The organism is Pinisolibacter sp. (assembly GCF_036782435.1).
Taxonomy (GTDB): Bacteria; Pseudomonadota; Alphaproteobacteria; order Rhizobiales; family Ancalomicrobiaceae; genus CALBKH01.
The window spans coordinates 30,718-43,590 of record NZ_DAIPZB010000023.1 but is presented as its reverse complement, the minus strand read 5'-3'; the positions used below and the strand labels follow the sequence as shown (position 1 = coordinate 43,590).

Annotated in this window: 12 protein-coding genes; 6 read left to right on the top strand and 6 right to left on the bottom strand. The window is 68.6% G+C overall.

Annotated features, from left to right (window positions below):
- Window positions 1-243 precede the first annotated feature (243 nt).
- Window positions 244-1,443: a glycosyltransferase gene (locus V7Q42_RS11595; protein WP_333824235.1), complete on the top strand. Its 1,200-nt coding sequence runs from the start codon at window positions 244-246 to the stop codon at window positions 1,441-1,443.
- A 55-nt stretch (window positions 1,444-1,498) separates the two neighbouring features.
- Window positions 1,499-3,064 carry an undecaprenyl-phosphate glucose phosphotransferase gene (locus tag V7Q42_RS11590; RefSeq protein WP_333824234.1) on the top strand — a complete coding sequence of 522 codons (1,566 nt, stop codon included), beginning with the start codon at window positions 1,499-1,501 and terminating at the stop codon, window positions 3,062-3,064.
- A gap of 105 nt (window positions 3,065-3,169) precedes the next feature.
- Here V7Q42_RS11590 and V7Q42_RS11585 read toward each other — a convergent pair whose 3' ends face one another.
- Window positions 3,170-3,916 carry a TylF/MycF/NovP-related O-methyltransferase gene (locus V7Q42_RS11585; RefSeq protein WP_333824233.1) on the bottom strand — a complete coding sequence of 249 codons (747 nt, stop codon included), beginning with the start codon at window positions 3,914-3,916 and terminating at the stop codon, window positions 3,170-3,172.
- 330 nt (window positions 3,917-4,246) lie between these two features.
- Here V7Q42_RS11585 and V7Q42_RS11580 point away from each other — a divergent pair, with 330 nt between their 5' ends.
- Complete coding sequence (locus V7Q42_RS11580; RefSeq protein WP_333824232.1) at window positions 4,247-5,521, top strand: O-antigen ligase family protein; 1,275 nt, start codon at window positions 4,247-4,249, stop codon at window positions 5,519-5,521.
- A 204-nt stretch (window positions 5,522-5,725) separates the two neighbouring features.
- On the opposite strand, the gene V7Q42_RS11575 is transcribed toward V7Q42_RS11580, so the two are convergent.
- Entirely contained in the window at window positions 5,726-7,000 is a 1,275-nt protein-coding gene (locus tag V7Q42_RS11575) for an O-acetylhomoserine aminocarboxypropyltransferase (RefSeq protein ID WP_333824230.1), read from the bottom strand.
- Between the two features lie 252 nt (window positions 7,001-7,252).
- Here V7Q42_RS11575 and V7Q42_RS11570 point away from each other — a divergent pair, with 252 nt between their 5' ends.
- Window positions 7,253-7,759, top strand: coding sequence for a hypothetical protein (locus V7Q42_RS11570; RefSeq protein WP_333824229.1), 507 nt, complete (start codon window positions 7,253-7,255; stop codon window positions 7,757-7,759).
- Window positions 7,760-7,768: 9 nt separating this feature from the next.
- Here the strand turns inward: V7Q42_RS11570 and V7Q42_RS11565 are convergent, their stop codons facing one another.
- Genes V7Q42_RS11565 through V7Q42_RS11555 form a run of 3 tightly spaced genes read right to left on the bottom strand, consistent with a single transcriptional unit; the run spans window position 7,769 to window position 9,635 of the window.
- Window positions 7,769-8,191: a CoA-binding protein gene (locus V7Q42_RS11565; RefSeq protein ID WP_333824228.1), complete on the bottom strand. Its 423-nt coding sequence runs from the start codon at window positions 8,189-8,191 to the stop codon at window positions 7,769-7,771.
- On the bottom strand, window positions 8,188-8,541 hold the full coding sequence (locus V7Q42_RS11560) for a hypothetical protein (protein ID WP_333824227.1): 354 nt from the start codon (window positions 8,539-8,541) through the stop codon (window positions 8,188-8,190). Before V7Q42_RS11560 ends, V7Q42_RS11565 begins: the two co-directional genes overlap by 4 nt.
- A gap of 23 nt (window positions 8,542-8,564) precedes the next feature.
- Window positions 8,565-9,635 carry a hypothetical protein gene (locus V7Q42_RS11555; RefSeq protein ID WP_333824226.1) on the bottom strand — a complete coding sequence of 357 codons (1,071 nt, stop codon included), beginning with the start codon at window positions 9,633-9,635 and terminating at the stop codon, window positions 8,565-8,567.
- 188 nt (window positions 9,636-9,823) lie between these two features.
- On the opposite strand from V7Q42_RS11555, the gene V7Q42_RS11550 reads away from it, so the two are divergent.
- Together V7Q42_RS11550 and V7Q42_RS11545 are read left to right on the top strand one after the other, a co-directional pair.
- The gene (locus tag V7Q42_RS11550) at window positions 9,824-10,393 is read left to right on the top strand and encodes a nitroreductase family protein (protein WP_333824225.1); all 570 of its coding nucleotides are present in this window, start codon (window positions 9,824-9,826) and stop codon (window positions 10,391-10,393) included.
- Window positions 10,394-10,398: 5 nt separating this feature from the next.
- Entirely contained in the window at window positions 10,399-11,016 is a 618-nt protein-coding gene (locus V7Q42_RS11545; protein ID WP_333824224.1) for a flavin reductase family protein, read from the top strand.
- Window positions 11,017-11,056: 40 nt separating this feature from the next.
- Here V7Q42_RS11545 and V7Q42_RS11540 read toward each other — a convergent pair whose 3' ends face one another.
- Window positions 11,057-12,862: a serine aminopeptidase domain-containing protein gene (locus tag V7Q42_RS11540; RefSeq protein ID WP_333824223.1), complete on the bottom strand. Its 1,806-nt coding sequence runs from the start codon at window positions 12,860-12,862 to the stop codon at window positions 11,057-11,059.
- Window positions 12,863-12,873 lie beyond the last annotated feature (11 nt).

The following is a 12,873-nucleotide window of genomic DNA, read 5'->3' as shown; positions in this document are numbered from 1 at the left end:
CTGCGATCGAAGCGTGAGATTTCCCCGACGAAATCGCCTCTGCGGACGCATCTCGCGTCGATCGATACATTCTTCACCGTCTTCGCCGCCGCTTTTTTAAGACTAACGATTTTATTCCGCGATCGCGAAGTTCCCGTACGTCCGACATCAACTCGAACTTCACGTTCCCCGGCGCAGTCTCCCCGACGGAAACGGGAGATGTCCGAGGTTCGGACGGGGATGAGAATGTCGGAAAACGGAACCATGCGCATCGTTCACTGCGTGCGCGCACCGATCGGAGGCATCTTTCGCCACGTGGTCGATCTCGCCACGGCGCAGACGGCCGCGGGTCACTCGGTCGGCATCGTCTGCGACAGCCTGACCGGCGGCGACTTCGAGGCCGAGTGGATCGCCCGTGTGGCGCCCGAACTGGCGTTCGGGATCACCCGGTTCCCGATGCGTCGGGCGCTGTCGCCCGCCGACCTCGCCTCGACGTGGCGTCTGTGGACCCATGTCGCCGCGCTCGAACCCGACGTTCTTCACGGTCACGGCTCCAAGGGAGGGTCCTTCGCCCGGCTGATCGGCACCGGCCTGCGGCTCGAGGGGCAGCGGCCGATCCGTATCTACTGCCCGCACGGCGGTAGTCTGCATTTCGCCACGTCGAGCCTCGAAGGACGCATCTATTTCGCCCTCGAGCGCATCCTCGAGCGCATGACCGACGGCCTCGTCTTCGTCTCCGACTACGAGCGTCGTTCCTACGAGGAGAAGATCGGCCGGCCGAAAGTCCCCGCCGTTCTCGCCTACAACGGTCTGATGCCGGAAGAGTTCGAGCCGATCGCGCCGCGGCCCGATGCGGTCGACTTCCTCTACATCGGCATGTTGCGCCAGCTCAAAGGCACCGACGTCTTCATCCGCGCGATCGAACATCTGCGCGCCCGCGGCGAGAGAGCGACGGCGCTGATCGTCGGCGTCGGCGACGAACGCGCCGCTTACGAGGCGATGGTGCGCGACCTCGGCCTGAGCGACGCCATCACCTTCCGCGATCCGATGCCGATCCGCGAAGCGCTGCCGCTGGCGCATGCCGTGGTGCTGCCGTCGCGCGCCGAATCGCTGCCCTACGTGGTGCTGGAGACGCTCGCCGCCGCCGTGCCGCTCGTCGCCACCCATGTCGGCGGCATCCCCGAGATCTACGAGGGTCACGTCGGCCATCTGGTGCCGCCGGGCGACGTCGTCGCCCTCACCGACGCCATGCATCGCCGCCTCGCCGAGCCGGAGGAGGGCGTCGCACTGGCCGTCGAGATGCGTCGGTCGGTCGCCGCCCGCTTCACCGTCGAGACGATGATGCGCACCATCGGGGCCTTCTACGCCCGGCTGAGCGATCCGGTGGGATTGCGCCCCGCCATCGGCTCGGGCGCCTACGATCCCGACATTCACACCCTCGGTGTCCGCGAGCCGTCGCCATGACGCCCGAGACCCGAACCCGTTCCGCCAAGGAAGCGAACTTCCCCGGAGCAGACCGATGAAACAGATCGACCCGAGGACCCTCTATCGACAGGCCGTCGACATCCAGGAGATGGCCCCCGAGGGAAACAGTTTCGACGCCCTGCCGGCGGTACCGCGGGCGACCGCGACCCTGTCGGAACAGGCGCGCGACGTCGCGATGCTGTTCTCCGACCGGCCGATCTCGCGCCGGTTGCTCGCCGGCTCGGTCCGGGCGATCGAATTCGTCGCGATCGTCGTCAGCGGCTATGCCGCGCTGTACTTCACCGGCTTCGGCACGGGCGCCCTCGATCCGCTGCATCTCGCCGCCGTGCCCTTCGGCGCCGCCCTGACGCTGCTCTTCGTCCAGGCCTTCGACGGCTACCAGATCGCCGCCTTCCGCGACTACGCCTTCCAGCTCGGCCGGCTCGTCGCCTCCTGGTCGATGGTCTTCGCCGCGCTCACCGCGCTCGCCTTCTTCGCCGGTCTCGGCGACAGCGACGACGCCCGGCGTCTGGTGCGCTGGTATTTCCTCGGGCTCGCCTTCTTCTTCGTCTTCCGCTTCGTCCTCACCCGGCTGGTGTCGGGCTGGACGAGAGACGGTCGGCTGGAACGGCGTGCCGTCATCGTCGGCGGCGGCAAGCTCGCCGAGGATCTGATCCGCTCGCTCGAGGCCCAGCCCGGCAACGACATCCGCATCTGCGGCATCTTCGACGACCGCGACGACGAACGCTCGCCGTCGATGGTCGAGGGCTATCCCAAGCTCGGCACCATCCCCGAACTGGTCGAATTCGGCCGTATCACCAAGCTCGACATGCTGATCGTCGCTCTGCCGATCACCGCCGCGGCGCGCGTCCATCAGTTGCTCAAGAAGCTGTGGGTGCTGCCGGTCGACATCCGCCTGTCGGCCCACGCCGATCGCCTGCGCTTCCGCCCGCGCAACTATTCCTACGAAGGTTCGGTGCCCTTCCTCGACGTCGTCGACAAGCCGCTCGCCGATTGGGACGCAGTGGCCAAGCGCAGCTTCGATCTGGTCATCGGCGCGCTGGCATTGATCGCCCTCGCGCCTGTCATGATCGCCACCGCGATCGCCATCAAGCTCGACAGCAAGGGCCCGGTGTTCTTCCGTCAGAAGCGCTTCGGCTTCAACAACGAGGTCATCGACGTCTGGAAGTTCCGGTCGATGTACACCGATCAGTCCGACTTCGCCGCCGCCAAGATCGTCACCAAGGGCGATCCGCGGGTGACGAAGGTCGGCCGCTTCATCCGCAAGGCCTCGATCGACGAGTTGCCGCAGCTCTTCAACGTGCTGATGGGCGAACTCTCCCTCGTCGGCCCGCGCCCGCACGCGGTCAACGCCCAGACCGAGAACCGCATGTGGGATCAGGTGGTCGACGGCTACTTCGCCCGCCACAAGGTCAAGCCCGGCGTCACCGGTTGGGCCCAGATCAACGGCTGGCGCGGCGAGATCGACACGCCGGACAAGATCCGCAAACGCGTCGAGCACGACATCCACTACATCGAGAACTGGTCGGTGCTGTTCGACCTGAAGATCCTGGTGATGACGCCGATCAGCCTGCTGCAGCATTCCGACAACGCCTACTGAGGCCGCGCTTCGGACCCGCCGAAAACGCCTGCCGAGGCCTTTTCTCGATCGCATCCCTCGACGACCGCTCCGCCGCCCGGAGCGGTCGTTTCGCTTCGGAGAGCCTCAGTAGACCAGGATGGCGCCGCCGACCTGGCCTTCTAGGAAGAGCTTCGGCGGATGGGCGGCGCGGAACTCGTCGACCGCGGTCTGCGCGCCCGGGAAACCCGAGGACCCGTAGTCGTCGACGACGATCACCCCGCCTTCGGCGAGGCGCGGGTGGAAGAAGGCGAGACTGTCGCGGGTCGGCTCGTAGAGGTCGACGTCGACGTGGACGAGGGCGAAGCGCCGATCGCCGAGATCGACCGTGTCGAAGACCTGCGGGATCCAGCCCTCGTGCAGCGACACGAAGGGGTAGGAGGCGAGCGCCGCGGCGACGTCGTCGCGACGCGAGGCGAAATGCGCCTTCTGCCGGGCCTCGGTGCGCGCGCCCTTGTCGCCGGCGCCGACACGGTCCTCGGCCGTGAGGTCGGAGAGGCCGCCTTCGAAGCTGTCGAAGATGAAGAACCGGCCCTGCCAGTTCCGCTCCTTCAGCGCCGAGGAGATCATCCACGCCGATTGTCCGCGCCAGCAGCCGCATTCGGCGACGTCGCCGACGACGGAGTGGTCGAGCACGTGGCGCACCATCTGCATCAGATTGAAGAAGCGGCACTGCTTGAGGAAGTTGTCGGTCGAGCCGGTGACCCGACGGGCTTCGTCGAACAGCCGCAGATAGGGATCCCCACCGTTCTCGGCGCGCCAGTAGCGCGAGAGCGAGGTGGGATTGAAGTGGGTCTTGCGCTTGGCGAGCCCCAGTTTCTGCAGGATGCCCATGACGATCTTCCGGTTTCGGCGGCGGAGGGGTCCGGCGGCCGGGCTCGGTGATACGATCTCGGCGCGCCGCCGTCGACCCCGTTTCGCCGCGAAGATCGGGCAGAAACGGGTTTCTTAACGTCCGTGGTGTATCCCGGTGAGGTCGTCCACGGCCGTCCAGCCGGCGGTCGAGTGTCGCGTACGTCTGAGAACCGAGCCGACGATGTTCCGACCTTTTCGAAGCATCGTCGGCGAAGGCGAGCCCGAACGGGCCTCGGCCGGCCGGGCCGTGACGCTCATGGAATCCGGACTCGTCAGAATTTCATGAGCCCAGTATCGAGGAGTGCCCGTTTGACCGATGCCGTCGCCCCGCACGCGCCCATCGACCGGACGGTGTCGGCCGAGCGTCTCGGCGACGCCTTCCTGTTCCTGACGGTCGCCTCCTCGGGCATCGTCATGTTCGAGCCCGCACCCTCCGATCTCTTCATTCTGATCCACGCGATGGTCGCGCTCGCCATGGGCCTCGCCCTGCCGCGCGCCGTGGTGCCGGCCGTCGTTCTCCTGGCGCTCTTCAACATCGGCGGCATCATCTCGGTCACCCAGGTGCGTTGGTGGGCGGGGGCCGACCACGGCCATCCCTTCATCTTCGTCGCCATCTCCTTGATGTTGGCGGTCAACGCCGTCTTCTTCGCCGCGATCTGCGCCGAACGACCCCATCGCCTGGCCATCGTCATGAAGGCGCTGGTCGCCGCCGGCGTGTTGGTGTCGGTGCTCGGCATCCTCGGCTACGGCCTCAAGATCGAGGCGCTGATGCGCGCCGGCCGCGCCAAATCCACCTTCAAGGACCCGAACGTCTTCGGTCCCTTCCTGGTGGTGCCGCTCGTCTATCTGGCGCGCCTCATCCTGACCGAGAAACTGAGGAAGATCTGGCCGCAGTTCATCTGGGCCGCGATCATCGTCGCCGGCGTCTTCCTGTCGATGTCGCGCGCCGCCTGGGGCCTCGCCGCCGGCACGTTGCTGATGCTCGGCCTCGTCCTCTACGTCGACGAGCGCACCGCGAAAGGCCGCCTGAGGCTGATCACGATCGGCCTCGCCTCGCTCCTCGGCATCGTGGCGCTGCTCGCCTTCGCCCTGTCGTTCCCGGAGGTGCGGGATCTCTTCGACGAGCGCGCCAAGCTGGTGCAGAGCTACGACGGCGCCCGCCTCGGCCGCTTCGCCCGCCACGGCATCGGCTTCCTCATGGCCACCGAATTGCCGCTCGGCCTCGGGCCCTATCAATTCGGCCACATCTTCCCCGAGGACCCGCACAACGTCTTCCTGAAGGCGTTGATGGTCTACGGCTGGCTCGGCTTCGTCACCTACACCGCGCTGTCGTTCTGGACGTTGGCGAAGCTCTTCGCGCCGATGCTGCTGCCGCGCCCGTGGAAGGCGGTGGCGCAGGTCGTCTGGGTGCTGCTCGCCGGCCATCTCGCCGTCAGCTGGATCATCGACAGCGACCACTGGCGCCACTTCTTCCTGCTGTGGGGCCTCGCCTGGGCGATCATCGCCCTCGAGGCACGTCATCGCCACATGCGAACGCGGCCGGCTCCCGCCGGCGCGCCGGCGGCGGGGCGTGCGGGCGGCTGATACCAGAGGCCGAAGGTGCTGACGCACCCGGCCTTCGAACACACGCGAATTTCCCATTTGCGTCGGAGGCATGAGAAATTCGCGTCAGGATTACCCTCGGTCATTTCCAATGGCCGATGGTATGAGCACGTCCTTCGCGAACGAAAGCGGGCGCCGAGATCTCTCTCGACGCCCGCTCCGCGTTTCGGATCGCGTCCGACGAGATCAGGCGAGCGCCTGCTCGAGGTCGGCGATGATGTCGGCGACGTCCTCGATGCCGATCGACAGGCGCACCACGTCGGGACCGGCGCCGGCGGCGGTCTTCTGCGCGTCGGTGAGCTGGCGGTGGGTGGTCGAGGCGGAGTGGATGATCAGCGAGCGGGTGTCGCCGATGTTGGCGAGATGGCTGATCAGCTTGACGTTGGAGACGAGCTTGACGCCGGCCTCGTAGCCGCCCTTGAGCGAGAAGGTGAAGACCGCGCCCGCGCCCTTCGGCACGTATTTCTTGGCCAGCGCGTGATACTTGTCGTCCTCGAGGCCGGCATAGCTCACCCACGCCACTTCGGGGCGCGACTTCAGCCACTTGGCGACCGCCAGCGCATTGGCCGAGTGCTTCTCCATCCGCAGCGGCAGCGTCTCGATGCCGGTGATGATCTGGAAGGCGTTGAACGGCGAGATCGCCGGGCCGATGTCGCGCAGGCCGAGAACGCGCACCGCGATGGCGAAGGCGAAATTACCGAACACGTCGGCGATCACCATGTCCTGATATTCGGGGCGCGGTGCCGACAGCATCGGATACTTGCCCGAGGCCTTCCAGTCGAAGGTGCCGCCGTCGATGACGACACCGCCCATCGAGTTGCCGTGGCCGCCGAGGAACTTGGTCGCCGAATGGACGACGATGTCGGCACCGTGGGTGAACGGCCGGCACAGGTAGGGGGTGGCCAGCGTGTTGTCGACGATCAGCGGGATGCCGTGCTTCTTGGCGATCGCCGAGATGCCTTCGATGTCGGTGACGACGCCGCCGGGATTGGCGAGGCTCTCGACGAAGATCGCCTTGGTCTTCTCGCCGATCGCCGCCTCGAAGGTGGAAAGGTCGTCCGGATCGGCCCACTTCACCGTCCAGCCGTAGTTCTTGAAGGCGTGGTTGAACTGGTTGATCGAACCGCCGTAGAGGCGCTTCGAGGCGACGAACTCGTCGCCCGGTCCCATGATGGTGTGGAAGATCAGGTGCTGCGCCGCGTGGCCGGAGGCGACCGCCACCGCCGCCGTACCGCCCTCGAGCGCCGCGACGCGCTCCTCGAGCACCGCCGTCGTCGGGTTGGTGATGCGGGTGTAGATGTTGCCGAAGGCCTGCAGCCCGAACAGCGACGCCGCATGGTCGACGTTTTCGAACACGAAGGCGGTCGTCTGATAGATCGGCGTCACCCGCGCGCCCGTCGTCGGATCGGGCTGAGCGCCGGCATGGACGGCGAGGGTGGAGAATCCGGGCTGCGGGCTCATCGTGACATCCTCCTGGCGAGCCCCTGGTGCGGGCCTCTCGTATGGAACCGTGTTTCTTTTCGCCGATCATGACGTGCCGCGCAAACCAATGTCTACTGTCTGATCGGCAGTTTCGAGAATGGTTTTGCGTAATTACCCGAATGACCCTGCCGCACCGCAACAGTGCCGGATCTTCTGGGGCCCATGGGGGAGGCGGGCGGGCGGCGGGGAGGGTAGAGTGCGACTTCCGGTATTTCACGCTTCGGAGTCGCCATGGTCTCGCGCCGTCTCGTCCTCGCCGCCGTCCTCGCCACTTTCGCCGCCCCGGCGCGCGCCGCGGCCGATACACCGGAGGCGTTCCTGACGGCGATCTACACCCGCATCGTCGCCGGCGACGGGACCACCGGCGGCGCCCCTTTCACCGACCGCGCGGGGCGGTCGCGCATCTTCGCGGCCGATCTGGTGAAGATCTGGAACAAGGCGGACGACGACGCGGAGAAGAGCGGCGAGATCGGCCCGATCGAGTTCGATCCCTTCACCGACAGCCAGGACCCTCTGGTCCGTCGGTTCACTCTCCGGGGCGTCGAGACGGCTCTCGACCGGGCGAAGCTCGCCGTCGCGCTCTTCCCCGATCGCAAGGCCGAGGCCGGCCAGAAACCTCGGACCGTGCTCGAGTTCACACTGGTGCGCGAAGCCGGCGGCTGGCGTATCGCGGACATCGCCCGCAAGGGCGGCGAGATGCCCTGGACGCTCGCCGAGATCTTCGCACCCTATCGCTGAACCGCGGTCTCAGCCGATCAGCCGCGGCCATTCGATCTTCGGGCAACGGTTCATGACGACCTTCAGCCCGGCGGCTTCGGCTCGCGCCGCGGCTTCGTCGTTGCGCACGCCGAGCTGCAGCCACACCACCTTGGCGCCGATCGCGATCGCCTCGTCGACCGCCTCGCCGGCGGCGTCCGAATTGCGGAACACGTCGACCATGTCGATCGCGTGCGGCACGTCGGCGAGCGAGGCGAAGACCGGGCAGCCGGCGATCTCGCCGCCGGCGTGGCCCGGATTGATCGCCACGACGTCGTAACCCTTGGTCTTCAGGAAGCGGGTGACACCGAAGGAGGGACGCGCCTCGTTGGGGCTGGCGCCGACCACCGCGATGGTCTTCACCGAGCGCAGGATGTCGACGATGTAGGCGTCCGGGTAGCTGTCGTGATTCATGTCCGTCCGTTTCCGCGTCTGTCGAGTTCGTTCTCGAGCCGTTGCTCGAGGTCGCGCACTTCGCGCCGTCCGAGGTCGAAGAGGTGGTTGGCGAGGCTCGCCAGACCGACGAGGCCGACGAGGCAACCGGCGACGAAGACCCAGGCCGAGGCCGCCGACGTATCGAACACCCCGAGCCCCAGCGCCGCCGCGATGACGGCGAGGCCGAACGGCAGCAGCCAGCGCCAGGCGCGCGCGAAGGCCGACGGCGGCGGGGAAGGGGGCGCGGGAGGGGAAGACGACGGGGGCGGCGTCGGCGAGGAGGATCGCGCAACGGAAGCGGCCGGCGACGGCCGAGGGGTCTCGCTCATCGATGCATCGCCTTCTGGGTCGTTCACGGCTTCGCCGGTTGGTCGAAGGCGACCACCTCGATCTCGCGATCGAAGCCCGGCTGGACCGTGAAGTTGCGGGTGAAGATGCGATCCTGGTTCTTGGCGACGAGGGCGTAGTCGCCCTCGGCGAGCACGATGGTCGGGAAGGCGCCGACGCTCTCCGTCACCATGTCGCCGGACGGCGTCAGCACCATCCACGAGGTGTTGGTCAGCGCTTCGCCACCCGGTTCGTTGACCAGCTTCAGCGTCACCTGCGCCGCCTTGTGGTAGACCGTCGCCTCGGTGAGCTTGCCCGGATTGACGTGGATTTCGGCGCGCACCACGGCGTTGAGATCGCCGTAGTGACCGACCACCCGATAGGTGTCGGCGTTGAGGCGGATGATGCCGCCGGGCTTGGCGCCGGTCACCAGCGCCTGACGTTCGCCACGCTGGTCGACGTCGCGCGAATAGACGTCGAAGCTGATCTTGTCGGCCGGCAGCTGCTGGTCGCCGACCCCGAGTGCCGTCAGCCGGAGGCCGCCGGCGTTGAGGATCACCGTCTCCTTGCGCAGCTTGTCGGCCTCCACCGTGACGCGGGTGGTGGCCCCGGCGCGGCCGTAGGCGGCGTGGACGAGGTAGGAGCCCGGCTCGAGCCGGAACTCGGCGTCGCCGCCGGACGCGGTCGCGACCGCCTGGAGCCGATCCTCGGCGCGGTTCTTGTCGTTCTCCTTGAAGATGCGCCAGACGAGCCCGGAGCGGATCGGCTGGCTCTCCTCGGTGACGAGCGCCGCCAGCTTCAGGTTGGCGCGCAGCGTACGTGCCGCCTCGCCGACCGCGATCGGTTCGGTCGAGCCCGGTCCCCCGGACGGCGCCGGCAGCGCCAAGGGCGGCCCCGGCGGCGGATTGGGCGCGTAGGGAATCGGTTCGACGGGCGGCGGCGAGAGGGCGAGCGGCTGTCCCGGCGCCTGGGCGAAGCCGGGCGTCGGCGCCACCCCGAGCGCGGCGGCCACCAGAACGGCGGAAACCCGGCCCGACCTCGCGCGTGTCACCGGCGCGGCGAAACGGCAACTCCGACGGAAAAGCTGACGACCCATGGTTCCTCTCGGGCAACGCGGATCGGGCGCTTCTGCGCCTCGACTCGTCCCCGACCGAACTGGAACCCGAGAAGGGTGGCGATTTCAAGTCGCACCTCGTCGCGGCGACCGCATCGACCGCCGTTGACAGCATCTGTCGATGCGGCTTCCCTCTCGCTACGACCCGATCCACTCGCTCCGAGGACCTCATGCCCGACGCGCTCGAACTGCTCGAGACCCGCCGCACCATCGCCGCCGCCCAGCTCGCCGAACCCGGCCCGAGCGAGGCGGAGATCCGCCGTCTCGTCGCCGTCGCCGCCCGCGTGCCCGACCACGGCAAACTCACGCCCTGGCGTTTCGTGCTCTACCGCGGCCCCGGTCGCGCCGCCCTCGACGCGCGACTCGAACCGCTCTACCGGGCGAAGTTCCCCGACGTGCCGGCCGAGAAGGCCGAGTTCGAGATGACCCGGTTCCAGCGCGTGCCGCTCACCGTCGGGGTGATCGCTCGCACCCAGGAGCACTTCAAGATCCCCGTCTGGGAGCAGGAACTCTCCGTCGGCGCCGCCTGCATGAACCTGCTCCTCGCCGCCCACGCCCTCGGCTACGCCGGCCAGTGGCTTTCCGGCTGGTGCTGCTACGACGAGCGAGCCGCCGCCATCCTCGGCGCGAAGCCGGGCGAACGCTTCGCCGGCCTGATCGCCATCGGCACGCCGACGGTGCCGCCGGTCGACCGCCCGCGTCCCGCCTTCGACGACATCGTCACCGAGTGGAGCGCCTGAGGCCCATGTTCTACGCCGTCGCCGACGGGCTGCCCGGCCTCGCCATCGATCCGTTCAAGGCGATCGTCGCGCCCCGCCCGATCGCCTGGATCTCGACCATCGACGCCACAGGACGCGTCAATCTCGCGCCCTACAGCTATTTCAATGCGGTCTGCGCCGCGCCGCCGATGGTCATGTTCTCCTCCGACGGATGGAAGGACACGGTGGCGGCCTGCGCCGAGACGCGCGAATTCGTCGTCAACCTCGCCAGCTTCGACCTGCGCGACGCGATGAACGAAAGCTCGGCGCCCCTGCCGCGCGGTGTGAGCGAATTCGACCATGTCGGCCTGACGCGAGAGGCGTCGCGGCTGGTGCGCCCGCCGCGCGTCGGCGAAGCGGCGGCTTCGCTCGAATGCCGGGTCACCGAGATCCTCAATCCGAAAACGGTGGGTGGACGGGCGACCGGCAATCACGTCGTCTTCGGCGAGGTGGTCGGCGTCCACATCCGTGACGACTGCATGATCGACGGCCGCTTCGACATGGTGCGCGCCGGCACCATCGGCCGTTGCGGCTATTCGGATTTCTTCCACGTCACCGAACTCTTCCGCATGCCCCGCCCCAAGGGCGGCGGCAACGGCGCCTGAGGTCGGTCCGGCCGCCGTCGATCGGCGGCCGAGCGATCGGTCAGGTGGTCATGCCGCGCGCGAACGCGGCCCGCGCTGCCGCCGCGAAGGTCGTCGGCGTCACCACCTGCCGACCCTCCTCGTGATCGTCGGCCGACGGCCGGGGTGCGCGCCGGCCATGATCGCCGTCGGCCTCGGCCAATCGCGCCACCAGATGGTTGCCGAGCCGCTCGCGCGCCGCCGGCGGCGTCAGCGAGTGGTCGGAGTCCGGTATGATCAGAATTTCGACACCCGGCAGGTCGGCGATGCGCTCGCCGTCGCGGCCGGTGTGGAGTTCGAGTTCGCCGACCGCCTTGTCGCCCTCCGACAGGACGATCGACACGCCGGCGCCGCGCGCCGAAAGCGCCCGAAAGCGGCTCTCGATCGGCCCGGGGCGACCGTTCGCGCCGCCGGCGCGCAGCCGCCGATAGCCGTCGAGACCGATACGGACGCCGCGCTTGGCGAGCCGCCAAGCGAGCGCCAGCGGGCCGTTGCGGCCCAGGTCGTCATCGCCCTCTTCGGCGCGTTTCGCTTCCGCCTCGAACTCGTGCGGCCGCGCCTTCATCCAGGCGGACAGATGCACCGCATAGCTCGCGTCCCAGATGAAACAGAGCTGGTTGATCAGCACGATGCCGGCGATGCGCGGGTCGTCGACCGCGGTATGGAACGCCTGATAGGCGCCCGAACAGGCGCCGATCACCCAGGGTCGGGCGTGGCCGCGCCGCGCCATCTCGTCGAGCGCCGCCACGACATCGTCTTTGCCGACATCGTGGTAGAGCGCCGTCGGCGGAGTGTGGGCATGGGCCGGGCTGTCGCCGATGCCGGCGAGATCCATGCGCAGCACCGCCACGCCGGACCGCGCCAGCCGCCGCGACAGATCGACCGTCTGGCGCGCCCAACCGATGTGGTGGTTGCGCCCCGAGTTGAGCCAGATCGCCGAACGGCGCGGCGTGCTCGGGGCCGTCGGCAGGCACAGGATGCCGGCGAGCCCGTCGCCGAAGACGAAGCGCTCTTCGATCCAACCGTCACCGGAAAGGCGCGCCACGGCGAGCTTCGCCGGCGCGACCGTTGCGGCGGGAAGATCGCGGGCGAGCCGTCCGATCACCGCGGCCGCCGTCTCCACCGCCGGCTCGGAGGCCGTCGGATCGCACATCATCCGCGCATAGCCCTCGAAGGGCAGGGTCGCGACCGTCGCGCCGGTCGTCTCCATCGCCGCGACGAGACGGCCGAAAGCCGCCGCGCCGATGTCGCCGACCAGCAGCACGTCGCGCGCCGGGGCGCGGGGGAGGGTGGTCGGATCGATCGCCTCGAGCCGTCCGAGCGTCGCCGCATCGAGACGGAATCCGGCGATCTCGATCGACCCGTCGTCGTGGGTTCCGCCGCCCATGCCGTCGACCAGCCGGGCGAGGATCGAGAGTTCGCGCCGGAGCGCCCGGCCGTTCGCCGGAGGCGCCAGCAGCACCAGTCGGTCGACGTCGCCGAGGTCGAGCGCCGCCGCGGTGGCGACGAGCGCGCCGACCCGCAGTCCGACGAGGACGATCTCGCCGACCCCGACCGTGTCGCGCATCCAGCGCACCGCGGCGATCGTGTCGGCGGTCCATGCCGCCACGCGATCCGCCTCGGGGGGAAGATCGGCGGCGTCGCCGGTGTCGCGCGGATCGATCCGGAGCGTCGGCAGACCGGCCGCGGCCAGTCCGTCGGCGAGGCTGCGCAGAGTGACGCGCGAGCACAGATCCTCGTAGCCGTGTGCGCCGACGACGATCACGCCACGCCCACCGGTCGCCGGGTGGAACCAGCCCACCGCTCCGTCGAGTGCGATCGCTTCCATCGTTCCTCCCT